This window comes from Clostridium cadaveris (assembly GCF_020911725.1).
Taxonomy (GTDB): Bacteria; Bacillota; Clostridia; order Clostridiales; family Clostridiaceae; genus Clostridium_X; species Clostridium_X cadaveris.
Map to the genome: position 1 here is coordinate 891,276 of NZ_CP076620.1, position 24,681 is coordinate 915,956.

21 protein-coding genes are annotated in these 24,681 nt (G+C 31.0%); 18 read left to right on the forward strand and 3 right to left on the reverse strand.

Features of this window, described 5'->3' with window-relative positions:
- Positions 1 to 44 precede the first annotated feature (44 nt).
- The 14 genes from mgtA to KQH81_RS04120 all read left to right on the forward strand — a co-directional run bounded on the left by mgtA (position 45) and on the right by KQH81_RS04120 (position 17,474).
- Positions 45 to 2,690 (forward strand): magnesium-translocating P-type ATPase, encoded by a 2,646-nt coding sequence (mgtA, locus tag KQH81_RS04055; RefSeq protein ID WP_407647333.1) that lies wholly within the window; start codon positions 45 to 47, stop codon positions 2,688 to 2,690.
- 373 nt (positions 2,691 to 3,063) lie between these two features.
- Positions 3,064 to 3,279: a hypothetical protein gene (locus tag KQH81_RS04060; RefSeq protein WP_230028982.1), complete on the forward strand. Its 216-nt coding sequence runs from the start codon at positions 3,064 to 3,066 to the stop codon at positions 3,277 to 3,279.
- A gap of 445 nt (positions 3,280 to 3,724) precedes the next feature.
- Positions 3,725 to 4,768: a ribosome small subunit-dependent GTPase A gene (gene rsgA, locus KQH81_RS04065; RefSeq protein ID WP_230028983.1), complete on the forward strand. Its 1,044-nt coding sequence runs from the start codon at positions 3,725 to 3,727 to the stop codon at positions 4,766 to 4,768.
- Between the two features lie 121 nt (positions 4,769 to 4,889).
- Entirely contained in the window at positions 4,890 to 5,570 is a 681-nt protein-coding gene (locus tag KQH81_RS04070; protein ID WP_027637378.1) for a response regulator transcription factor, read from the forward strand.
- The gene (locus KQH81_RS04075) at positions 5,560 to 7,020 is read left to right on the forward strand and encodes a sensor histidine kinase (RefSeq protein WP_230028984.1); all 1,461 of its coding nucleotides are present in this window, start codon (positions 5,560 to 5,562) and stop codon (positions 7,018 to 7,020) included. Before KQH81_RS04070 ends, KQH81_RS04075 begins: the two co-directional genes overlap by 11 nt.
- A 164-nt stretch (positions 7,021 to 7,184) precedes the next feature.
- Positions 7,185 to 7,871, forward strand: a complete 687-nt coding sequence (locus KQH81_RS04080; RefSeq protein WP_027637376.1) for a polyphosphate polymerase domain-containing protein — start codon at positions 7,185 to 7,187, stop codon at positions 7,869 to 7,871.
- Between the two features lie 32 nt (positions 7,872 to 7,903).
- On the forward strand, positions 7,904 to 8,575 hold the full coding sequence (locus KQH81_RS04085; protein ID WP_027637375.1) for a DUF4956 domain-containing protein: 672 nt from the start codon (positions 7,904 to 7,906) through the stop codon (positions 8,573 to 8,575).
- A gap of 15 nt (positions 8,576 to 8,590) precedes the next feature.
- Positions 8,591 to 10,348: a CotH kinase family protein gene (locus KQH81_RS04090; RefSeq protein ID WP_230028985.1), complete on the forward strand. Its 1,758-nt coding sequence runs from the start codon at positions 8,591 to 8,593 to the stop codon at positions 10,346 to 10,348.
- A 129-nt stretch (positions 10,349 to 10,477) separates the two neighbouring features.
- Positions 10,478 to 11,215 carry an ATP-binding protein gene (locus KQH81_RS04095; protein ID WP_027637374.1) on the forward strand — a complete coding sequence of 246 codons (738 nt, stop codon included), beginning with the start codon at positions 10,478 to 10,480 and terminating at the stop codon, positions 11,213 to 11,215.
- A 159-nt stretch (positions 11,216 to 11,374) separates the two neighbouring features.
- A complete protein-coding gene (locus tag KQH81_RS04100; RefSeq protein ID WP_074844845.1) occupies positions 11,375 to 12,589 on the forward strand; it encodes a CapA family protein in 1,215 nt (404 codons plus the stop codon).
- A 243-nt stretch (positions 12,590 to 12,832) separates the two neighbouring features.
- On the forward strand, positions 12,833 to 14,167 hold the full coding sequence (locus tag KQH81_RS04105) for a Sapep family Mn(2+)-dependent dipeptidase (protein WP_230028986.1): 1,335 nt from the start codon (positions 12,833 to 12,835) through the stop codon (positions 14,165 to 14,167).
- Positions 14,168 to 14,186: 19 nt separating this feature from the next.
- A complete protein-coding gene (locus tag KQH81_RS04110; protein WP_074844839.1) occupies positions 14,187 to 15,806 on the forward strand; it encodes a PTS transporter subunit EIIC in 1,620 nt (539 codons plus the stop codon).
- Positions 15,807 to 16,082: 276 nt separating this feature from the next.
- Positions 16,083 to 16,799, forward strand: coding sequence for a ribulose-phosphate 3-epimerase (locus KQH81_RS04115; protein WP_027637371.1), 717 nt, complete (start codon positions 16,083 to 16,085; stop codon positions 16,797 to 16,799).
- A 63-nt stretch (positions 16,800 to 16,862) separates the two neighbouring features.
- Positions 16,863 to 17,474: a YitT family protein gene (locus KQH81_RS04120; protein WP_027637370.1), complete on the forward strand. Its 612-nt coding sequence runs from the start codon at positions 16,863 to 16,865 to the stop codon at positions 17,472 to 17,474.
- Between the two features lie 84 nt (positions 17,475 to 17,558).
- Here the strand turns inward: KQH81_RS04120 and KQH81_RS04125 are convergent, their stop codons facing one another.
- Both KQH81_RS04125 and KQH81_RS04130 read right to left on the reverse strand, forming a co-directional pair.
- Positions 17,559 to 19,103, reverse strand: a complete 1,545-nt coding sequence (locus KQH81_RS04125; protein ID WP_027637369.1) for a BglG family transcription antiterminator — start codon at positions 19,101 to 19,103, stop codon at positions 17,559 to 17,561.
- A 20-nt stretch (positions 19,104 to 19,123) separates the two neighbouring features.
- A complete protein-coding gene (locus KQH81_RS04130; RefSeq protein WP_230028987.1) occupies positions 19,124 to 19,768 on the reverse strand; it encodes a transaldolase family protein in 645 nt (214 codons plus the stop codon).
- Between the two features lie 293 nt (positions 19,769 to 20,061).
- Here KQH81_RS04130 and KQH81_RS04135 point away from each other — a divergent pair, with 293 nt between their 5' ends.
- The 4 genes from KQH81_RS04135 to KQH81_RS04150 all read left to right on the forward strand — a co-directional run bounded on the left by KQH81_RS04135 (position 20,062) and on the right by KQH81_RS04150 (position 24,347).
- On the forward strand, positions 20,062 to 21,213 hold the full coding sequence (locus KQH81_RS04135) for an iron-containing alcohol dehydrogenase (protein ID WP_027637367.1): 1,152 nt from the start codon (positions 20,062 to 20,064) through the stop codon (positions 21,211 to 21,213).
- Positions 21,214 to 21,432: 219 nt separating this feature from the next.
- On the forward strand, positions 21,433 to 22,299 hold the full coding sequence (locus KQH81_RS04140; protein ID WP_051196124.1) for a polysaccharide deacetylase family protein: 867 nt from the start codon (positions 21,433 to 21,435) through the stop codon (positions 22,297 to 22,299).
- 118 nt (positions 22,300 to 22,417) lie between these two features.
- Entirely contained in the window at positions 22,418 to 23,851 is a 1,434-nt protein-coding gene (gene cls / locus KQH81_RS04145) for a cardiolipin synthase (RefSeq protein ID WP_230028988.1), read from the forward strand.
- Positions 23,852 to 23,969: 118 nt separating this feature from the next.
- The gene (locus KQH81_RS04150; protein WP_027637365.1) at positions 23,970 to 24,347 is read left to right on the forward strand and encodes a RidA family protein; all 378 of its coding nucleotides are present in this window, start codon (positions 23,970 to 23,972) and stop codon (positions 24,345 to 24,347) included.
- 73 nt (positions 24,348 to 24,420) lie between these two features.
- Here the strand turns inward: KQH81_RS04150 and KQH81_RS04155 are convergent, their stop codons facing one another.
- Positions 24,421 to 24,681: a hypothetical protein gene (locus KQH81_RS04155; RefSeq protein ID WP_027637364.1), complete on the reverse strand. Its 261-nt coding sequence runs from the start codon at positions 24,679 to 24,681 to the stop codon at positions 24,421 to 24,423.

Below are 24,681 nucleotides of genomic sequence, written 5' to 3' on the forward strand. Positions count from 1 at the left end.
ATTGTTGTCTTTTTTAGAAAAGAGGGAATTTGGAGGTGTTAAAAATGATTAAAAAGAATAATGAGATTATGGAAATAAAAGCTAGAGAAATAGCAATGAATCTAATAGGTTTTAGCAATAAAGAGATAAATGAAGTATATGATGAATTAAATACAACATCAAAGGGATTGAAGGAAGCAGAAGCTGAAAAGAGATTAGAGGAGTATGGAGAGAATCAAATGTCTCATGAAAAGCCAGCTCCATGGTATAAAGAACTTTTTATGTCATTCATGAGTCCATTCACTACTGTATTAATAATAATTGGAATAGCATCCGCTCTTACCGATATTATTTTTGTAGCTCCACAAGACAGGAGCTATAGCACTGTTTTTATAATAGCTTTGATGATACTTTTAAGCGGACTTTTAAAGTTTTTTCAAGAATTTAAATCAAGTAAGGCTGCAGACGAACTTAAAACTATGGTAAGCAATACAGCAGCAGTAAGAAGAGCTGATAGTGCACTTAAAGAAATAGATATAAAGAATATAGTTAAAGGGGATATAATATATCTTGCAGCAGGAGATATGATTCCAGCTGATGTTAGAATAATTAGGGCAAAGGATTTATTTATTGGACAATCATCTTTAACTGGCGAGTCAGAGCCTGTTGAAAAATATTCAGAGATAATGAACTGCGGAAATAACGTAAATGTATCAGATTTAAATAATATCTGTCTTTTAGGAACCACAGTTATAAGCGGATGTGGAAAAGCAGTTGTTGTTTCAACTGGAGATGAAACTTATTTTGGAGCTATGGCAAAGAGTTTATCAGGAACAAAAGAAGCAACAAGTTTTGAAAAAGGAGTAAACAGCATAGGGTTATTGCTAGTAAAATTTATGATGGCAATGGTACCTGTTGTATTTTTTATAAATGGTTTTACAAAGCATAACTGGATTGAAGCTTTATTATTCGCAATATCAATTGCAGTAGGACTTACCCCTCAAATGCTTCCAATGATATTAACAAGCAATCTTGCTAAAGGTGCAGTAAAAATGGCAAAGAAAAAGACTATAGTGAAAAAGCTTGATGCTATACAAAACTTTGGAGCTATGGATATTTTGTGTACTGATAAGACTGGAACTTTGACATTAGACAAGATAATAGTTGAAAGATATTTGAATGTTCATGGAGAAGATGATGAGAGGGTTCTAAGACACGCTTACTTGAACAGTTTTTATCAAACAGGACTTAGAAACTTGATGGATATAGCTATACTAAATCATGGAGAAGAATTTGGATTTGAGGAACTAAAAAAGAAATACACTAAAATAGATGAAATACCATTTGATTTTTCAAGAAGAAGGATGTCAGTAGTTTTAGTAGACAAAGAAGGAAAGAGTCAGCTAATCACAAAAGGTGCAGTTGAGGAAATGCTTTCTATATGTTCTATGGCAGAATATCATGGCCAGGTTGTGAATCTTACTGATGAATTAAAAGATAAAATTAAAAAAACTGTTGACGGCTTAAACAATGAGGGCATGAGAGTTATAGCTGTAGCTCAAAAAAATCATGTGGCAGAAGAAGGATCATTTGCTCAAGAAGATGAAAGGGATATGGTTCTTATAGGATATATAGGATTTCTAGATCCACCAAAGGAGTCAGCATCTTGTGCTATAAGTGCATTAAAAGATTACGGAGTAGCTATAAAAGTTTTAACAGGCGACAATGATTCTGTTACTAAAAAGATATGCATGGAAGTTGGAGTAGATTCGGATAGAGTATTATTAGGATGGCAAATAGATGATATGAGTGATGAAGAATTAGCTGACAAAGCTGAAAAAACAAGCATATTTGCAAAATTATCACCTATGCAAAAATCAAGAATTGTTAAGGTATTAAAAGAAAATGGACATGTAGTTGGATTTATGGGGGACGGAATAAATGATGCACCAGCTCTAAAGGTAGCAGATGTAGGAATTTCTGTAGATACAGCAGTGGACATAGCAAAAGAGTCTGCAGACATAATCCTTCTTGAGAAGAGCTTAATGGTTTTAGAAGAAGGTGTGATAGAAGGAAGAAGAGTATTCGGTAATATCATAAAGTACATCAAGATGGCTGTTAGCTCTAATTTTGGAAATGTGTTTAGTGTATTAGTAGCTAGCATATTTTTACCATTCTTACCAATGCTCCCAATACAGTTATTAACTCAAAATTTACTTTACGATATATCACAAATATCAATTCCTTGGGATAACATGGATGAAGAATATTTAAAGATACCAAGAAAATGGAATGCTGATGATATAGGAAGATTTATGATATTTATAGGACCTATAAGTTCCATCTTTGATATTATAACATTTATAGTAATGTTCACAATATTTAAAGCTAATGTAGAATCAATGCAGGGCTTATTCCAAGCAGGATGGTTCATAGAAGGATTACTATCACAAACACTTATCGTTCATATGATAAGAACGAAGAAAGTACCATTCCTTCAAAGTAGAGCATCATACCCAGTATTGCTTCTTACAATGACAATAATGGTAATAGGAGTAGCAATACCATTTACAACTTTGGGAACTTATTTAGGATTTCAAGTGCTTCCACTATCATATTTTCCATGGATTATAGGAATTTTACTATGCTACTGCAGTTTAACTCAAGTAGTGAAGAAACTTTATATTAAGAAATATGGAGATTGGCTATAAGAAAATAATATAATAATGTAATATGATGTATTGATTGAGGTAGTCTTTTAGGGAGACTACCTCATTTAATTTAGGAACATCTCAGAAAATATAGTAAGTATGATTGATATTAATTAGTTTTATTTATTTACTGTATATATATTCAAATTTTCTTGTAAAATATTTTTTCTATTCCTTTGTAAATACATTTCAACATATTTATCAGTTATATCTTCACTGGTCGGGCATTATGGTATGAAAACAACCTATTGTTTTATTGAAGCCTTTAATTTTTTATATCACGCTTACTACAAAGCTTAAAGTAAAATTGTAATTAAGATATGTATACAAAAATATATATGGTATAATTAGGGAAAGGGCTTTGGAGGTAAATATGGGAAGAATTATTACAATTATATCGCTACTGTTATTTATCATATTTCTTATTTTGTATGCTATTTATGTAGAGGATTTGATTAGAATGGATAGAGTATATAGTTATTTTGGAGGATATGACCCCTTGGAATTTTCAATATTTATTACCAGAGTTGTATGTATCATAATGGCAGTGATATTATCTATAGGACTTATTTTTTATATATTTCAGTAGATATATAAATGGATGTAACTAAAAAATCAACAACGATTTAAAATAATGCAGTAAAATTATTATGATAATTATTATGTATATATCACAAATATAATATTGTGAAAAATTAGAAAATAGATTATAATTATTTGTGAAGTAGTGTTTAAAAGGAGTGATTTATTATGATGAAAAAGGTGATTAATTCCTAAAATTAAATAATAAAGGTGCATTGAGCTGATTCCGTACAGGAGTATGCACTTTTGAAACTGCAAAGCCTTTTAGAAAACTGCTTATATAAAAAGATTATATATCCGTAGAAAAGCAGCCTGTTTTAGGGGTTTGTTTTCTACGGATTTTTTATGCCCATTTTTAATGGGATAAAGAAAGGAGAGATGGTTTATGAAAAAAAATATATTGAATGTTGAGATGAATGAATTATTTTGTAAGAATAGTATGGAGGAATTTTATGAATACAATAAACCTAGAGGAATGTGGATATGGTGACTATTTTAAATCACAAGAAAATGATATTAGAAAAGAAGAACGAGAACTAATAGCAGCAAGGATAACAGAGGTTCATAAGGAACAGTATAAGATAATATGCAGCTTAGGAGAGTATAGTGCAAAGCTAAAGGGAAGCTTTCTTTATAGTGTTACTGACAGCGAAGAATATCCTACAGTTGGTGATTTTGTTTTAGTAAAGCTAAGCCAAGGCAAGGAAGCTGTGATATATGATGTATTTAGAAGGAAGAGTAAATTCTCTAGATTTGATACTGTGAAAAAATCGGAGCAGTTGGTAGCTTCAAATTTTGATTATGTTTTTATAATGACCTCTCTAAATTATGATTTAAATTTGAGAAGACTTGAGAGATATTTGACAGTAGCATGGGAAAGCGGGGGAATCCCAGTGATAATCCTTACTAAGAGTGATTTGTGTGATAATATTAATGAAAAGAAAGCTGAGGTTATGAAAGTTGCTTTGGGAGTTTCAGTTATTTCATTAAGCTCTTTCACAGGAGAGGGACTAGAGAATGTTGCTTCTTATTTTGAAAAAGGGAAGACAGTAGTATTTTTAGGATCATCAGGAGTAGGAAAGTCATCTTTAGTAAATGCAATTATTGGAGAAACAATAATGGATGTCAACTCTATAAGAGAAGATGACAGCAGAGGAAGACACACAACTACTCATAGACAGCTTATAAAGCTCAGAGATGGAGGAATGATAATAGATACTCCAGGTATGAGAGAATTATCAGCGTTTCATGGGGAAAATGGAATGGAGAGGGTTTTTGATGATATTGAAGAAATAGCTAAGGAATGCCGATTTAGAGATTGCAATCATGATAAAGAACCGGGATGTGCCGTGAAAAAAGCCTTGGATAATGGTGAGATATCATGTGAAAGGTGGGAAAGCTATATGAAGCTGAGAAGGGAAGTAAGATTTATAGAGAAAAAATATGCAGGTGAAAAGGTTAAACAGAAAAAGGCTAATAGGAGAAAATATATTTAGCTAATATGATGAGGAGTGAAAGCAGAAAAACTTTTCACTCCTATTTCTCTATTTTTCACTTAATCATCACATAATAGTGTTAAACTAATATTAATTTATGCATATAAAAGGTGGTGCAAAAATGTATAAAATTCTCGTTGTAGATGATGAAAAGAGAATAAGAGAGATAATAAAGAAATATGCAGTTTTTGAAGGCAACACCATAGTTGAAGCGGAAGATGGAATGAAAGCTATTGAGATGTGCAGGAATGATGATTTTGATATAATCATAATGGATATAATGATGCCTGATTTGGATGGATTTTCAGCCTGCAGAGAGATAAGGAAATATAAAAATACACCTGTGATAATGCTTTCGGCAAGAGGTGAAGAGTACGACAGAATTCACGGTTTTGAGCTTGGTATAGATGATTATGTAGTGAAGCCTTTTTCGCCTAAAGAACTTATGATGAGGATAAATGCAGTCATGAAAAGATGCTCTAAAAATTCTTTAAATGATGAATTGCAAAAGGAGATATTTAGATTCAGAGGACTTACCGTAGATTTTACAGGAAGAATAGTTTATATAGATAATGAAAAGATTGATATGACACCAAAGGAATATGATTTATTTTTTTATCTTGTAAAAAATCGAGGCATTGCTCTTACTAGGGAAAAACTTATAAGTGAGGTATGGGGATATGATTTTTATGGAGATGACAGAACACTAGATACCCATATAAAACTTCTTAGAAAAAGTCTGGGAGATTACAGTAAATGTATAGTTACTCTTAGAGGGGTAGGTTATAGATTTGAAGTCTAGAGAAATAAGCATAAAGTGGAAGATCTTTGGCTATCTAGCGGCTTTTGTTGCGATACTTCTAGTGCTTTTATGGCTTTTTCAAATTGTTTTCCTAGAAAGTTTTTATAAGTCTATAAAGAGTAAAAAGATAAAATCTTATGGCGATTTAATTGAAAAAAATATAGATAATGAAGATCTTCAAAGTCTTTTAGATAGAATATCTAATCAAAATGATGTATGTATAAGAATAATGGATTCTAAAGGATATGACAAATATTCTATAGATGCTATCCCAAACTGTGCTATACATAAGATGCATCCAAGTCAGATATATGGTTATTATGAAGAAGCAAAGAAAAATAATGGATCAGTTTTAGAGATATCTTCTAAGGAAGATATAAAAGGAAATGGGTTTAATGAAAAGTTTTTTGTAGGGAAGATGCCTCCGCCTGATATGATTAAGGAGGAGAGCATGATTTATGTAAAAGTTGGAAAGAAAAGTGATGGCTCTGAAATTATGATAATACTGAATTCTGTTATAACACCTGTAAAAACCACTATAGAAACTTTAAGAGTTCAGCTTATTTATATAACTATAATTCTAGTAGTTTTATCTTTGATTCTAGCTTTATTTATATCAAAAAAGGTATCAAGGCCTATAATAAAGATAAATGATTCTGCAAAGGAATTAGCAAATGGACAGTATGATACTATATTTTCAGGTAAAGGATATAGAGAAATTGAAGAATTAAATGATACATTGAACTATGCAGCTAGTGAACTTTCTAAAGTGGAAGGTTTACGAAGAGAACTTATAGCAAACATATCTCATGATTTAAGGACACCACTTACAATGATAGCAGGATATAGTGAAGTTATGAGGGATATTCCAGGAGAAAATACACCTGAGAATGTGCAGATAATAATTGATGAAACACAGAGACTTGCGAATCTTGTAAATGATATTTTGGACATATCAAAGATTCAATCTGGTTCTCATGAGCTTACTATAGAAAAATTTAATCTTACAGATAGTATACGAAGTGTTCTTGAACGATATAAAAAGCTTACAGAACAAGAAGGTTATTTTATAAAATTTATAGAGGATTGTGAAGTTTATGTAGAAGCAGATGAAATAAAATTATCTCAAGTAATCTACAATCTTATAAATAATGCAATAAACTATACTGGAGATGATAAATTAGTAAAAGTTCTTCAGAAAGTGAATGGCGATACAGTAAGGATAGAAGTAATTGATACTGGGAAAGGAATACCTAAAGAAGATATAGAGTATATATGGGATCGATACTATAAAGTAGACAAATCTCATAAAAGTGCTACAATAGGAACAGGACTTGGACTTTCAATAGTGAAGACAGTCCTTGATGCTCATGATGGAAAATATGGAGTTACTAGTATAGAAAACAAAGGAAGTACGTTCTGGTTTGAGATAAAAAAAGTTAATTTATGATAAGCATATAAACACCTCGGGTTAAACTGAGGTGTTATTTTTATGTAAAAATAACTGAAATGTTTTTCGTAATAATCAAATTACCTTCAGACAACCATCACATAAGGAAGTTAAAATTTAAATAGTCAAAGGAAATAAAAAGCTTTGGAACAGGTGGTGAGAAAATGAAAAGCAGAAAACCTAGACATGAATTTAAGCATTACATAAATTTAGCTGACTACTTTGCTCTTATTCAAAGATTAAAGATAATTACAAAGCAAGACCCTTATGCTGGAGAAAATGGAGAGTACAAAATAAGAAGTTTATATTTCGATAACCTTTATGACAAGGTGTTAAATGAAAAAATAAATGGGGTAAATAAGAGAGAAAAATTTAGAATACGGTATTACAATGATGATACGTCATTTATAAAATTAGAAAAGAAAAGCAAAGTAAATGGTTTATGTTACAAAGAAAGTGCTCTTATAACTAAAGAGGAGTGCGAGAAGATAATTTCAGGTGACATAGAATGGATGAGGAAGTGCTGCAATAAGCTCATATTAGAATTTTATGCAAAGATGAATTTTCAGCAGCTTAAACCTAAAACAATAGTTGATTATGAAAGAGAACCATTTATATATGATGCTGGAAATGTAAGAATAACTATAGATAAAAATATTCGTACAGGAATATATTCAAAAGACTTATTTGATAATAATCTTCCAACTATGGTAACAGATAATGAAGGAATTATGATATTAGAGATTAAGTATGATGAGTTTATTCCTGAAATCATAAAGAACGTAATAGAAATTAAAGATAGACAGGCATCAGCATTTTCAAAGTATGCAGCTTGTAGAATTTATGGATAAAAATTTTTGGAATTATGTGGAGGTAAATTAAGATGACATTTAATGATATTTTTAAGTCTAGTTTTATTGAAAAAGTATCATCATTTTCACCTATGGATATGGTGATAGCTTTAGGGTTAGCTTTTGTTTTAGGATTATTTATTTTTTATGTTTACAAGAAAACTTTTAATGGTGTAATGTATTCCTCTAGTTTTGGGGTATCACTTATGGCAATGACTCTTATAACTACGTTAATAATATTGGCAGTAACATCAAACGTGGTGCTTTCTCTTGGTATGGTAGGTGCGTTGTCTATTGTTCGTTTTAGAACTGCAATAAAAGAACCTCTTGATATAGCATTTTTATTTTGGTCTATATCAGTAGGAATTGTTGTAGGGGCAGGACTTATTCCTCTAGCTGTTTTTGGGTCTATATTTATAGGAATAATAATGATTATATTTGTTAACAAAAAAAGTACAGACAGTCCATATATACTTTTAGTAAGTTGTAGTGATATGAATTCTGAAAATAATGTTACAAAGGCAATAAGGGAAAGTGTAAGAAAACATATGATAAAATCAAAAACAGTTTCAACAAAGGGCATAGAATTAACTGTTGAAGTAAGGCTTAAAGATATGTCTACAGATTTTGTAAACAAGATTTCAAATATTGAAGGAGTGACTAATGCCGTTCTTGTGAGCTATAACGGTGAGTATATGTCTTAAGGTGGTGTGTAAAAGATGATAAACAGCAAGTATATAGACAAAATTATAGCTGTATTTGTAATTGTTTCACTTGCTTTCACCATTAGTTTTATGAGAACCTCTTCTTCTACAGAAGCAGCTATAGTAACATTAGAGCCAGAGTATGCTACTAAACTTTTTGATAAGGAAGGTGTAATAGAAGTAAGTATAAAAGCTGATCAGAGTCAATGGGACGATATGATTAGAAATGCTAATAAAGAAGAATATATTCCATGTGACGTAACAATAAATGGAACTACATTTAATTCTGTAGGTATAAGACCAAAGGGAAATTCAAGTCTTAACACTATATATAGTGATCCTAATACAGATAGATACAGCTTTAAGTTGGAATTTGACCATTATATAAAGGGTCAAACTTGCTTTGGCTTAGATAAATTAGCATTAAATAATATCCAGGCAGACACAACTTACATGAAGGAGTATCTTTCTTATGATCTTTTAGACTATATGGGTGTAGTATCTCCATTATATTCATTTACGAATATAATGGTAAATGATGAAACTTGGGGATTTTATATAGCGGTAGAGTGTGTTGAGGAATCTTTTGCAGAAAGAAATTATGGAAGTAACTATGGGATGCTGTATAAGCCTGAAAGTATGGGGATGAATGCTAAGAAAAAAGAAAATAATGGAGAGAATGACAAGAATAAAGACAATAATGGACCACCTGATATGAATGGAAAAGGTAATAATGGAGGCAATATAGGACCTGGAATGAAAGGTGATATGCCTCAAGGAGAAAATGCTCCAAACATACCTCAAGGTGGCAATGGTGGAAATATGCCGCCAGAAATAAATGGTGAGAACTTTGGAGAAAATAAAATGCCTCTTTTTAATGGCAATGATATGCCTAATGAAAAGGTCTCTAATTATAATAATGATAGAGAAAATGAAGATAAAAAAAATATGATGAATATAGGTATGGGAAGAAACGGGAATAGTGCAGGATGTGATCTTAAGTATGTAGATGATAATATAGATAATTATTCTAATATCTTCAATTCATCAGTGTTCAAGGTAACAGACGAAGATTATGAGAGAGTTATAACAGCTTTAAAGAATTTAAGTGAGGGTAAAGACTTAGAAAAATATATAGATGTTGACCAAGTTTTAAGATATTTTGCTGTAAATACTGCTCTTGTAAATCTCGATAGCTATGTGACAAATATGCAGCATAACTACTATTTGTATGAGAATGATGGACAGCTTTCCATGGTACCATGGGATTATAATTTATCTTTTGCAGGTTTCCAATCAGGGAATGCTACATCAGCTGTAAACTTTGCTATAGATACACCAGTATCAGGAGTTGAGATGTCAGAGCGCCCAATGCTTTCAAAACTTTTAGAAGTAGATGAATACAAAGAAAAGTATCATGAGTATTTGAGTGAAATAGCATCTAATTATTTTGGAAATGGCATATTTAAAAACAAAATAAATAAGTTAAATTCTATAATAGGTGAATATGTTAAAAATGATCCTTCAGCTTTTTATACTTATGATGAGTACACAAAATCATTAGGAACATTAAAAGAGTTTGGAAGACTTAGAGCATTAAGCATTCAAGGACAGCTAGAAGGAACTATACCTTCTACAACCACTGAACAAAAAGAAGATTCTTCTAAACTTATAGATGCATCTAGTATAAATCTTTCAACTATGGGAATGCAAGGTGGAGGTGGAGAAAAAGGAAACAGACAAGATAAAAAGCAAGAATTAAATTTACCCTAAATTTTGTTGCCTGTGCAACGGAATATTTGAGTTTATTTTAGTATAATAAGAATACAAACTGAATTCTTAGCTTTAGGCTAAGATTTAACTTTGACTTGATTAAATAAACTCAAGGGGGAATTAATAAATATGATTAGACAAATAATAAAAATAGATGAATCAAAATGTAATGGATGTGGATTATGTGTGACTGCATGTCATGAAGGAGCTCTAGGAATAATTGATGGAAAGGCAAAACTTTTAAGAGACGACTACTGCGACGGATTAGGAAATTGCCTTCCTGTATGTCCTACAGGAGCACTTTTATTCGAAAACAGAGAGGCAGATGCATTTGATGAAGTGGCTGTTCAAGATAATATGAAACAAGCTAAAGAAGTTGAAAAGGAAAAGTTACCTTGCGGATGTCCAGGAAGTCAGAGTAAAGTTATAAAAAGACAAACTTTATCTATAGGTAGAGGAAATTTAAATAGCACAAATAGAACTACAAATGAGAATACAATATCTGAGCTTATGCAATGGCCGGTTCAAATAAAGCTGGTTCCTGTAAATGCTCCTTATTTTGATAATTGTAATCTTCTTATAGCAGCTGATTGTACAGCCTATGCTTATGGAAATTTCCACGGTAAATTTATAAAAAATAAGGTTACAATAATAGGCTGTCCAAAACTAGATGAAGGAAATTATGCTGAGAAGTTAACTGCTATAATAAAAAATAACAACATAAAATCAGTTTCCGTAGTAAAAATGGAAGTGCCATGCTGTACAGGAATTTTAAACTCCGTAAAAGAAGCTTTGAAAAATAGTGGGAAAATAATACCATGGAGTATTTCTACTATAAGTACAAGCGGAGAAATAATTGAAGAGTAGTAAGTATAATAAAAATTAAGTCTTTATAGGCAGGATAATCTTTAAAAAGATATCCTGCTTTTGCTTTATATAAATTCAATAGTCAGAATTAATAAAAAATTGTTATAAAAATTAACACTTATTGGCTATAATTTTATATATAAGAGTGAGGTGGTTAATTTGAAAAAATATATTAAAGTATTTAGTGTAATAGGGTTTTTGATTTTAGGAGCAGCTACTGGATATGCATATACAAATCAATTATACAAGGAAAAAGATGAGATTAAAGCGGAATTACCAAATGATGAAGATACGATAACATTAACTTCGGTTGGAAACATAATATTCCATCAAAGTCAGATAGATGGAGCAAAAGAAGGCAAAAGTTATGATTTTTCAAAGTCTTTTGAGTATGTCAAAGATGTTTTAAGTGATAGTGATATAGCTGTTGGAACTCTTGAAACGGTTTTTGCTGGAGGGGGAAACTATAGTGGTTTTCCGTTATTTAATACTCCAGATGAAGCTTTGGGAGACATAAAAAATAGCGGCATTGATATTGTGAATTATGGACATAATCATATCGTAGATAAGGGTATTGCTGCTATAAAAAGAACAATTGAATTAACAGAAAAACAAGGGCTTCAATATATAGGAGTGAGGAAAGATACTTCTTCTAAAAAGTATCTTATTAGTGAAGCAGATGGTGTAAAGATAGGATTTATGTCATATGTCTATGAAACTCCAACTCAAAAGGGAAAGAAAACGATAAATTCTTTACCTATCTCTAAAGAAATAGAGGGAATTGTAAATACTTTTAATTACAAAGAACTCTCAAAACTTTATGAAGATATGAAAAATAATATGGCATCTATGAAAAGAGATGGAGCTCAGTTTATAGTTCTTGAAATACATTGGGGGAATGAATATGATACAAAGCCATCTCAATATCAAAAGGATATAGCTAAAAAGGCAAATGAGCTTGGTGTTGATCTTGTATTAGGAGCACATCCTCATGTAATTCAGCCATGTGAACTAATAAAAGGCAAGACAAAAAATACATTAGTTACATATTCTCAAGGGAATTTTTTATCCAATCAATGCTATGAAGAATTAAAGAATAGATTAACTGAAGATGGATATATACTAAAGATTAACTTGAAGAAGGGAAATGAGGTTAAAATACAGGACTATGAGATAATACCTACCTGGGTTTATAGAGAAGAAAAGGAAAAAGGATTATTTACTCATAGAGTAATTCCTATAGATGAAGCTGTTAAGAATAAAGAAAGATTTAATTTGACAGATGAGGCAATTAGCAGGGTAAAAACTTCTATAGCAGATACAGAAAAAATCCTTGGAGAAGATACGGAAAATGTTATAAAGGTAATTGATTAAAAACAAGATCAAAGTTTATGTAGGATGTAAAATCGTTTTAGATGTATGGGTTTTACCATATCATTATGGTAATCAATGTAGAAAGTGTAAACGTTGAAATGCGACGTATTTCTCCATTATAATTAAGTCATGAACTGAAAGATAGTTTCTTAAAAAATTAAATGGAAGGATGTCGATAATATTATAAATAAGTTACAATTAAAAAAGCTTATAAAAGAAAATATGCCCTATCTCATAAAAGATTTGGAAAAATTAGTGGCAGTTCCTTCGATTAGAGATTTAAATACTAAAAAAGAAGATGCACCTTTCGGAGAGAACATAAGTAAAGCTTTTGATGAGTTTTTAACCATAGCCAAAAGAGAAGGATTCAGAACGGAAGATTTTAATGGATATGCAGCTCATGCAGAAATAGGTAGTGGAGATGAATTTATAGGAGTGTTAGGACACTTAGATGTGGTACCTATATTTAATCCAGACCAATGGCATAGTGATCCATTTAAAATGACAGAGAGAGATGGATTTTTATATGGTAGAGGTGTAAACGATGATAAAGGTCCTATTTTAGCTGCTTTATATTCTGTGAAAATTTTAAAAGAACTAAATTTAGACATGAAAAGAAGAGTCAGAATTATAGTTGGTGGAGCAGAAGAAACTACATGGGAATGTATGAAGTATTATTTTTCAAAGAATCCTCAACCAGTATATGGATTTTCACCTGATGGAGATTTTCCTATAGTAAATGGTGAAAAAGGGATAATGTACTATTCATACAGACTCGATGAAGCTACAAAAAATGATAATAAACATAACCTTGCAAAGGTTTGTAGTAAAGATGAAGACGGATTTGTTTGTGATTTTATAGAAGCAGAATTTATAACCAAAGATGAAAAAGAGCTTAAGTCATTATTAAAAAGAGCTTCTTCTGTAGAAATTAAGGATAACAAAGTTCGTGTCACCTATGAGGGTAAGAGAGCTTTGTCAAGGCATCCTGAAAGAGGTGAAAATGCTGCATTTAAGTTCGGTAAAGATTTATGTGAAATAAGAGAATTAAACAGCAAAGGTAAAGCACTTAGAAATATATTAGAGAAATATTTTATAGATTCTATTTATGGTGAGAACATAGGACTTAATGTTGATGATAAAGAAATGGGAAACACAACTATGTGTCTTATGAATTTATTTTTTAGGGAAGAGGATTTTTGCATAAAATTTGATTTTAGATATCCAAAAGGTATTAAAAAAGAAAAAGTTAAAGATACCTTCAAAAGGATAGCAGATGAAAATGGACTAATTTATGAAATAACTAAAGAACTTGATATGTTATATGTAAGCCCAGAGAGTGAACTTATATCATCTTTAAAGTCTGCCTATAATGAAGTTATGGGAGAAGAAGCAGAGCTTATAAGTAAGGGAGCAGCTTCATATGCTCGAACGCTTAAAGAAGGCGTTGCTTTTGGGCCAACCTTAATAGGGGACGTACCAAATTCACATAAAGCAAATGAGAATATAAAAATAGAGACACTTGAAAAGGCAATAGAAATATATTGCAATGCTATATATTTGTTAGCATGCAGGTAAAAAAGAGGAGGAAAAACAAATGAAAGATAAACTGCAAGTTATATCAGGAGCAATGATGATACCAGTTATACTACTTGTTGTAGCAGGGGTATTTATAGGACTTGGATCAGCATTTGTAAACATGGAAAATGTAGGAGCCTTAGGACTTGGATGGCTTATAACAGAGGGAGGAATGCTTCACTCATTTTTTAAGGTGATAAATGACCTAGGATTTATGGTAATGAGATTTTTACCAATATTCTTCGCTGTAGGTATAGCGTTTGGTCTATCTAAAAAAGAAAAAGGATGGGGTGCATTTGGTGGATTAGTATTATTCATAGCTATGCACACTGTAATAAGCACTTTACTTGGAATTAACGGAATAAATGCGCAAACTGCAACAGCAGAAGCATTTATGAAATCAGGACTTAGCGAACAAGCTGCAATGAATAAAAGCGCACTTTATACTACTTTCTTAGGAATATTTACTTTTGATTCAAGCATATTTGGAGCTATAATATCAGGATTTGTTGCAAGTTTAGTACATAACAAATTCTGTGAGAAGGAACTTCCAAATGCACTATCATTCTTCTCAGGTCCAAGATTTGTTCAAATAATGTTATTTGTAGTAGCAATACCACTAGGATTAATTATGTATTTTGTATGGCCTTATATAGGAGGTGCTCTTGCAGCTGTAGGTAATTTTATAGGATCAAGTGGACTAGTTGGAACATTTACTTTCGGAGCGGCAGATAAAGCTTTACTTCCATTTGGAATACATCACTTAATAGCATTCCCAATCGAGTACACTAAAGTTGGTGGAGCTATGGAAATAGGTGGAGTTATTTATGAGGGTGTAAATAACATAAAGCTTGCTCAAATGGGAGATCCAAATACATTATCTTATATAGTACGTAACTTTACAACAGGACGTTTACTAATACATTTTGCAATACTACCAGGTGCAGCATTAGCTATGTATAAAACTGCAAGACCAGAGAACAAGAAAAAAGCTGCAAGTATATTAATACCAGCAATACTTACAGCTATGTTAGTTGGTGTTACAGAGCCAATCGAGTATACATTCTTATTCGTAGCTCCACTACTATACTTCCTAGCATATGTTCCACTAGCAGGATTAACTTATGTTGTAACTGAGGCTACAAATGTTTCAATAATGGGAGAATCATTTAGAAATATGTTTCCTAACTTATTACAACCACAAAAGGTTCACGCATGGTCATTATTATACTTAATACCAGTATTCTTCATTGTAGCTTATATTTTATTCAAGTATGTTATAGTTAAATTTAATATCAAGACTCCAGGTAGATCTGAGAATAAGGATGTTAAACTATATAGCAAAAAAGAGTACAAGGCAAGAGAAGAAGGCAAAGCTAGCATTAATGATAACTCTGAGTTAATCAGTGGAATTATTGAAGGTCTTGGCGGCGCTGATAACATAGTAAATGTTACAAATTGTGCTACAAGATTAAGAGTAGAACTTAATGATGCAGAAAAAACTGCTGATAATGATACTTGGGTTAATAAATTAGAAGCAACTGGGGTTGTAAGAAGAAAGAAATCTCTTCAAGTAATATATGGACCTCATGTAATAACTTTAGCAGCAAAAGTTAAAGAACAATTAGGAATGGATTAATAATTCCTTGAGCACACTAATAGACCTAGACTGGACAGGCAGTCTAGGTCTATTTTTGCATGTAAATATAAATATATCAACTAAATCTAATATATACCATTATAATTTACCACAATATAAAGGTAAGTTAAGGAGGGTCTAAACCCATTGACGGTAGGGGTTCAGCCAGTGTAAGATAAATATGAAAAGAAGCTAAGAAACAGTTCAAACAATATGACGTAAGCAAAAATATAAGAATAAATAATAATAATAATTAGTATATAGGAGGAATTTAAAATGAAACATATAAAGATAGCAGCAGGACTTGCACACGTTAATTATGGAAATATAGCAGCAGTAGTAAAGGAAGCTACAGATGCAGGAGCCGATTATGTACACTCAGATGCAGCAGATATGTACGATTTAAGAAACATGCAGCTTATGGGCGGTCACCAAATAATAGAGGGTATAAGACCAGTTACAGATAAGCCAATAGAGTGTCATATATACACTAGAGAATGTGATAGATTATTTATAGAGAAGTTAGCTAAAGTTGGATGTGATATGCTTATAATACCAGCAGAGCAGTTTATAGGAGCTCCTCTTGCATACATCATCAACTACTGCAGAGAGTTTGGAATAAAGATAGGTTTAACAATTGGATGTTATACTCCATTAAGTTTTGTAGAAGAATCAATCTATGACATAGATAGATTACACATCGTTGTTCATGGAGTTGATGAAACAGATGGACAAGAGAACTGGGGATGGAGAAAGAGTGCTATAGACCTAGTTAATAGAGCTAGAAAGATGATAGATGAAAAGAATCCAAGATGTGAACTTGCTATAGACGGAGGACTTCGTGTAAACAATATGGAGAAACTTATAGCATGTAACCCAGATGTTATAGTTCTTTCATCAGCTATATTCAGATGCGAAAAGGGAATAACTGAAGGCGTTAAAGAATGTAGAGCAGCAATTGATGCAGCAGTAGAAAAATTAGGATTAGAGTAATATAAACTTCATTCAATAACCAGTATTTAATACTGGTTATTGTTATTAGCAAAGGAGAAAGTAATGAAAAATAAGGAAATAATAAAAGATTATCTATGGATAACATTATCAAGCATTCTTACTGCTATGGCGGTAAATTTCTTTTTTAAAGAACACAACTTAGCTCCAGGAGGAATTACAGGAGCTTCTATAATAGGAAGTAACTTTACAGGAATACCTGTTGAAGTAATGTCATTATCTATATCAATACCACTTTTAATAATGGGAATTTTATTTTTAGGAAAGAGTTTTGGTATAAAAACACTTTACATAACATTAATGTCACCTTTATTTTTAAAGCTTATACCAGAAATCCACGTTACAGATAATCTTTTAATAGCAGGAATTATAGGCGGTCTTTTAGTAGGAAGTGCTATAGGAATTGCCATAGTTAGAAATTGTGCTACTGGAGGAACAGACCTTGCAGCAATGCTTATAAATAAGATTGTAAGATTTGTGAAGCTTCCAGTTATACTATTTATTCTTGATGGAACCATTGTTGTAGGTTCAGGTATAATAAGTAAGAATTTTATGATTTCTGTTTATTCATTGTTATCATTATTTGTAATAATAAATACTATAAATTTTATAACAAAAAAGTTTATAACTACTACAGAAAGCAGTGTTGCTGCATAAACAATGGTGTCCTGTAAAATGATTTATACATTTTGCAGGACACCATTGTTTTAAAATTAAAGTATAATTTTAAAGGTAAATCTTTTATTTTTCAGGACTATTTTTTTGAGAATAGATTTCTTTTATAACCACTTTGAGCCTAAGCATATCTGATTTTGTCAGTAGTGGATTGATGGTTATATTTCTTATGTCTGAGTCTATATCTAAAGGTACTGTAGATATTATAAGATCTACGCCGGATAAACTGAATGAAGCTAAGGAGGTGGCTGATTTTAATGCTATAACTTTAAGCTCATTAAATTCAAAATTAAGCTTATTTAATAAAAGCTCACAAGCTCCAACTCCGCTATGACATACAACGACAGTTTTTAAAGGCTCTTTTAATCTATCTATAGAACATGCTAGATGTAATGTTAAATAGCCAATTTCATCATCATTTATATCTACATCTAAGATTCTTTTAAATATATAGGCACTTCTTTTTACCGTTTTAAAAGTGTTAGGATAAGTATCATATATATCACTAAGAAGAGGGTTATTAAGTGGAAGACCATACTTAATCCTTGTTATAGCTGGATTAAGATGGCTTCTAAGTGAACATAATAATTTACTGTCTTTTGTAAGTGGTATTTTTAAATCATTTTCCCAGCATGATATCAATTCTTTAGCTATTGTGGTAGCTTCGTTGTTGTATATATCACTAAGTCCTTCTTTTAGGAATGAATCGTGGCTGGCTATGTTAGTTTTAGAGCCTAATATATTTACCAATATATGGCCTGCTTCATCATCAGACCATGGTGCATCAAAGTTAGCTTCAAGTGATGATGTCAAATCTTTCGCCATGTTAAACTCTTTAAGTGAGCGAAGCTCTTCTAAAAAGTCATGGGATAGAGTAAGACTATGACCTGTTTCGATTCTTCTCATTGAAACAGCAATAAGAATTAATAGCTGCATAAGAGAGTCATCAGATAAATTATATTTTGATAGAGAGTCAACAGAAAGAACTATATTCTGAAGCTTTATAAAATCAATATCTATAAGATTTTCAATTGAAGTAAATTGAGGTTCAGATGTAGTTTTATCATTGCTTTGAAGAAGCTTACTAAGATTGGTAAATTCCATTTCCATCTGAATAAGTGAACATATAGCTTTTCTTATGTTTTTTTCTTTTCCTTCTATGAATAAGAAGTAATCACTGTTTCTTATAAGGCTTATCTTATGTCTTTTCAGCCAAACTTCAACACTTATGAGATCCTTGTGGATAGTTGCACGGCTGACGTAAAGTTCTTTTGACAAAGACTGAAGTTTTATAGTACTATTGCTTGAAAATAGTTTTTTTAGTATATAAAGCTTTCTATCCTCAGGAGAATAAGATTCAATAACATTTTCCTTAGAAACAACATCGTTCAAAATTCTAAGCTTTATATCTTCATCACCTAATATAGCTACTCCAACTCCTGGTTTTTTATCTAAGTCTAGAGACATTTCTCTAAGCCAGTTATCTAGGGTAACAAGGTCATTCCTTATGGTTTTATTACAAACTTTTAATTCTTTTGATATAGAATCTATTGTAACATAGTCATTTTTCCTAAGAAGTATGGATACTATAGATGATAGTCTCTTGTTCAACGATAGACCTCCTTAAAAGATTATTTGTTTAAAATAGCCCAATGTTCCTCAAAAGTTTTAGCTCCTGATTCTGTAAGCTGATGATACATGGCTTTTTTAAAACAGTCAAAAGTTACAGCAGCATAATTTGCTCCAACTAAAGCCGCTTTCTCTAAATGATTTAAGTTTTTGATAGAAGCTGCTACAACTTTTGTGTTGTAGTTATTTAGCTTTATTAAATGGCATATATTTTTTAATATATCTAATCCGTCTAATCCTATTTCATCATTTCTTCCTATGAAAGGGAAAATATAAGAAGCACCAGCATTAATGGCTATAGTTGCTTGTCTTAAAGTAAATATTAGTGTAGCTGCTGTCTTAACTCCTCTTTTACTAAGAATATTTATAAGTTTTAGTCCTGTTTCGGAGAAGTTTATCTTTATTATTATATCACGATTTATAGCTAATATATCTTCAGATGATTTTACCATATTTTCAAGTGTATCTTCCATAACTTCCGCAGTTAATATGGATGGTTCTAATGATGATACCTCACTTAAAAATGATTTGAAATTTACATTTTCCTTAAGATACATTGATGGGTTTGCAGTTACCCCTTTTACTCCTAGTTCTAAGGCTTCTTTTATTTCTTCCATGTTTGCTGTGTCTATTAAATATTGCATCATTAATCCCTTCCCTCTTTAAATTTTAGTAATTTTCTATGCAATTAAATTATATCATTGTAAAACGGATATCATGGTTAAAGGTGTGTAGTTTTTATTTCCACAACAATGAGGAAAAATATAAAATTAAATATATAAAAATAGTTTATTATAGTTGAAAAGTACCACATTCTTTAGTTAATTTTTATGAAAGGTCATTGTATTGTAAGGAAAGCTGAATATCTCTTATAATGGGGGTATGGAAAGAAAAAGTGATTAATAACTAACTATTAGATAAAGTATATAGGAGGTAAAATATGTTTAATTATTATCAGCCATCAAGAATACACTTTGGAAAAGGTAGATTAGAAGAACTTGGACAAATAGCTTCAAAATATGGTAAGAAGTGTTTACTTGTTACAACTCCAAATGAGGCGCCACTTGATAAGCTTTTCCAAAGAGTAAAGGATATATTAAAGAAAAGTGATATAGATACAGTACAATTTGATAAAGTTATTCCAAATCCAACAGTTGAGATAGTAAACCAAGGATTTGAATTAGCAAAAGAGGCAGAGGTTGATTTTGTACTAGCTGTAGGTGGAGGATCCAGCATAGATACAGCAAAAATCATTGCTTTAACTTATGGATTAGATGCTATAGATTGGGACATAATGTATGGAACATATACAAGCCCTTTTGAACAATATGAACCAGTAAGTGAAAAAGCACTTCCACTTTTAGCTGTATCAACTACATCAGGAACAGGAAGTCAGGTTACTCAAGCTGCGGTAATATCAAGAGGAGCAGAGAAGAACACTATATTCCATCCACAAAACTTTTCAAGAGAGTGTATAGTAGACCCAGAGCTTATGACAACACTACCAGCAAGAATAACTGCTTCTACAGGATTTGATGCTTTTACTCATGCATTTGAAAGTTACATAAACAAGAATGCATCAACAATGACAGAGATTCAATGTTTGAAGAGTATGGAACTTGTTATAAACAATCTAGAAAAGGCTATGAAAGATGGAAGTAATTTAGAATATAGAGAAAACCTAGCTGTAGCAGATACATTAGCTGGTTCAGGACTTGCTAACGCAGGAGCAGCTGCGCCACATCCACTTTCAGAGATTATAGGAGGAATAACTCACATATCTCATGGAGAATCTTTAGCTATTGTATTCCCAGCATTCGTTAAGAATTCTCATAAGGAAAATGTAAAGAAATTTGCAGATGTAGCTAGATTGTTCAATGTAGAACTTCAAAATGTATCTGATGAAGAAGCATCAGAAAAACTATATGATGAACTAGTTTCTTTCTTAGAAAAAGTGAATTTAAGAAAGACATTAAAAGATTTCAATATAAGTGAAGAACAGCTAAAAGAAGTTATGGAGTGTCCAGTACTTGGGTTCCTTCCATTTGGATCGAAAGAATATTTACAAAATATAATAAAAGAATCATATTAATAAACTGAATTCTTAATCTCATCGCCAATCAGTATTTAATATATAAGAGTTTGTGATTTGAACTAATTCCTGTGAAACAAGCAGTTACATAGTTCATAATCACAAACTTTTTTTGTTAAGAAAGACTTCATAAAAGTTATAAAAAATTTTTATCTAAATAAAAAACAGGAAATTGGGAACAACTAAATTCAAGGTTTTTATATCAGGAGGCGAAGGGTTTTGAAGGAAAAAAGGTGTAAAGTATTAAATTTTTTTGTTGCAGTAATAATAGTTCTAGGAGGTACTTTTTTTATGTTTTCATATATGGATAATGTTACAGTATTTGCAAAAGATAATATTACTGCATCTAATGAAGAAAGAGAGGAAAATGAGAATAAGGGAAGCGACAATAAGACAGAAGAAAGATTTCCAGCATCCTATGGCAGGGATATAGTAAAAAGAAGAGTTAGCAAAGATGGGAAAAGGATAGTGTTTTTAACCTTTGATGATGGACCATCTTTAAAGAATACTCCAAAAATCCTGGATGTATTAGATAAAAATTCTATAAAGGGTACTTTCTTTTTAATAGGAAAAACTGTAGATCAAGGTGGAGAATATGCAGAAATCGTTAGAAGAATGCATAAAGAAGGTCATGCCATATGTAGTCATGGATATACACATAGCGGAAAAAATCTTTATCCTAATGGTGTAGTTAACGTAGATCATTTATTAAAAGAAATAGATGATACTGATAATGCAATATCAAAAGCATTAGGCTTTGATTATAAGTGTAAAATGTTCAGATTCCCTTATGGGGAAGTCACAAGAATTTATAAGCATGATAGAAATATAAATAAAGCTATAGATATATTAGGTGAGCATGGTATAACAAGCATTGATTGGAATAGCCTTACTGAAGATGCTGTAGGAAACAAGAAAAGTAAACAGCAGCTTATGAATAATTTAAAAAAGACATCTAAAGGCAAAGATAAAATTGTAGTGCTTCTTCATGACTCAGAAGATAGAGAAGATACTGCAAATATGATACAAGATATTATAAATTATTTTAGATCTCAAGGTTATTCATTTGGTGCATTTGATATATAAAATAAAGAAAAGCCTTAGAGGAAATAGTGTCCTTTAAGGCTTTAATATATGATATCTTAAAAAAGTGTGCTATTATTATATAATTAAGAGATAGATACAAAAATTTAGGAGGAGCTGTATGGAATTACTTACAAACATTCTTACTATAATTTATGGATTAAATATTTTAGCAATAATAGCCCTTATATTTTTTGAAAGAAAGAACCCTACATTAACATGGGCTTGGATTATGGTTCTTACTTTTCTGCCCATAGTAGGATTTATTATCTATTTATTTATAGGACATGGTATGAGCAAGCATAAGATGTTCAAAAATAAAATTATAGATGATAATACAAGAAAAGAATACTTAAATGAAATAAGAACTACATATGTATATGATGTTGATTCAAATAAAAATCAAGACCTTATAACAATGAATACTGCTCAATCAAAAGCAATATACAGCCAGCATAATAGAATTAAAGTTATATTTGATGGAAAAGAAAAATATGAAGAGCTTTTTGAATCTATAAAAAAGGCTAAAAAGTATATACATGTTGAGTATTATATAATTCAAAAAGATGAAGTTGGGCTAGAATTTATAAAAATTTTAAGTGAGAAAGCAAAAGAAGGAGTAGAAGTTAAGCTCCTATATGATGCCATGGGATCTAATAAACTTAATAGAAAAAAATATTTTAAAGAGTTTAAAGCAAATGGCGGAAAATGTGCAGCATTTTTTCCAAGTGTAATACCGTATTTAAGTTTTAGAATAAATTACAGAAATCATAGGAAGATAGTTGTAATAGATGGTGAAGTTGCATTTACAGGAGGCTTCAATATTGGAAAAGAACATATAGGCAAAGATAAAAAGATAGGATATTGGAGAGATACTCATCTTAAAATAGAAGGGGAAGGAGTAGAAGATATAGAAGAAAGATTCCTTTTAGATTGGATATATGCTTCTAGAGAAAAAATTAATGATTATTCTAAGTATTTCCCTAAAGTAGATAATATAAAAGAGATAACTGGAATGCAAGTAGTGTCCTGTGGCCCTGATAATGATGAGCAGCATATAAGAAATGGATATTTAAAAATTATTAATAATGCAAGAAAAAATGTATATATACAAACTCCATACTTTGTACCTGATGAGACAATGCTTAACAGTTTAAAGATAAGTGCATTATCGGGAGTAGATGTGAGATTAATGATTCCTGGAAAACCTGATCATAAAACCATGTTTTGGGCTGCTAATTCATATATTGGAGAACTTTTAGAAGCAGGAGTTAAAGTTTATTACTACCAAAAGGGATTTATACATGCAAAAACTATTGTAGCTGATGGAGCTGTAAGTAGCGTTGGAACAGCAAATATGGATATAAGAAGCTTTAAATTAAATTTTGAAGTCAACTGTTTCATATACAATAAAGAAATTGCTGAAATTATGGAAAATCAATTTGAAGAGGATATTAAAGCTTCTAATCAAGTAGAGATTAATGAGTTTTCAAAAAGAAGTGTTCTTGATAGACTTGTAGAATCTGTAGTAAGGCTTGTATCACCGCTTTTATAAGGTGAATTCTCAGCCTCAATTAGAACTTTAAATCAATATGAAATGATTTCAATCATTGAAAAATATTTGAATATATTATAAAATTAACTTGATAAAAAAATGATTTGGAGGTATTATTATGAATAAATCAGCTATAGCAACAACAAAGGCACCAGGTGCAATAGGACCATATTCTCAAGGAATAACAATAGGAGAGCTTGTATACACTTCTGGTCAGCTTCCAATAAACGTTGAAACTGGAGCAATGCCAGAGACAATAGAAGAGCAAACAAAACAATCATTAGAAAATGTTAAAGCAATTCTTGAACAATCAGGAAGCAGCATGGACAAAGTTATAAAAACTACTGTATTTTTAAGTGACATGAATGATTTTGCTAAAATGAATGAAATATATTCTTCATTTTTTACAGAACCATATCCAGCAAGAAGTGCTGTACAGGTAGCAAGGCTTCCAAAAGATGCCAAGGTAGAAATAGAGGTTATAGCTTTAGCATAATAGTATAATACTAAATGAACATAAGGGCACACATTATTAAATAAAATTCAATAATGTGTGCCCTTTATAAATTTTACACTATCATACTTATTATAAATGGCATGCCAAGAGTAAGAAGTACATTGAATCCCACAGTTAAAAGAACTGAAGCTAATGTATATATGGAACATTTTATTACCTTGGTTTTTGTATTTTCAGAAGACTTGGATATATTAATACATTTTAAACTTAGAAGAATAAATAGTATCCATGGAATGATGCTCTCTATAGAAAAAATAGGCATCATTAGTCCTATGACTATAAATACTATTACCCATTTTGGTGCTTTATTCAT

Coding starts and splice junctions, on each gene's coding strand:
- mgtA (WP_407647333.1), top strand. CDS start 45: ATGATTAAAAAGAATAATGAGATTATGGAAATAAAAGCTAGAGAAATA.
- KQH81_RS04060 (WP_230028982.1), top strand. CDS start 3,064: ATGGGAAGAATTATTACAATTATATCGCTACTGTTATTTATCATATTT.
- rsgA (WP_230028983.1), top strand. CDS start 3,725: ATGAATACAATAAACCTAGAGGAATGTGGATATGGTGACTATTTTAAA.
- KQH81_RS04070 (WP_027637378.1), top strand. CDS start 4,890: ATGTATAAAATTCTCGTTGTAGATGATGAAAAGAGAATAAGAGAGATA.
- KQH81_RS04080 (WP_027637376.1), top strand. CDS start 7,185: ATGAAAAGCAGAAAACCTAGACATGAATTTAAGCATTACATAAATTTA.
- KQH81_RS04085 (WP_027637375.1), top strand. CDS start 7,904: ATGACATTTAATGATATTTTTAAGTCTAGTTTTATTGAAAAAGTATCA.
- KQH81_RS04090 (WP_230028985.1), top strand. CDS start 8,591: ATGATAAACAGCAAGTATATAGACAAAATTATAGCTGTATTTGTAATT.
- KQH81_RS04095 (WP_027637374.1), top strand. CDS start 10,478: ATGATTAGACAAATAATAAAAATAGATGAATCAAAATGTAATGGATGT.
- KQH81_RS04110 (WP_074844839.1), top strand. CDS start 14,187: ATGAAAGATAAACTGCAAGTTATATCAGGAGCAATGATGATACCAGTT.
- KQH81_RS04115 (WP_027637371.1), top strand. CDS start 16,083: ATGAAACATATAAAGATAGCAGCAGGACTTGCACACGTTAATTATGGA.
- KQH81_RS04120 (WP_027637370.1), top strand. CDS start 16,863: ATGAAAAATAAGGAAATAATAAAAGATTATCTATGGATAACATTATCA.
- KQH81_RS04130 (WP_230028987.1), bottom strand. CDS start 19,768: ATGATGCAATATTTAATAGACACAGCAAACATGGAAGAAATAAAAGAA.
- KQH81_RS04135 (WP_027637367.1), top strand. CDS start 20,062: ATGTTTAATTATTATCAGCCATCAAGAATACACTTTGGAAAAGGTAGA.
- cls (WP_230028988.1), top strand. CDS start 22,418: ATGGAATTACTTACAAACATTCTTACTATAATTTATGGATTAAATATT.
- KQH81_RS04150 (WP_027637365.1), top strand. CDS start 23,970: ATGAATAAATCAGCTATAGCAACAACAAAGGCACCAGGTGCAATAGGA.
- KQH81_RS04155 (WP_027637364.1), bottom strand. CDS start 24,681: ATGAATAAAGCACCAAAATGGGTAATAGTATTTATAGTCATAGGACTA.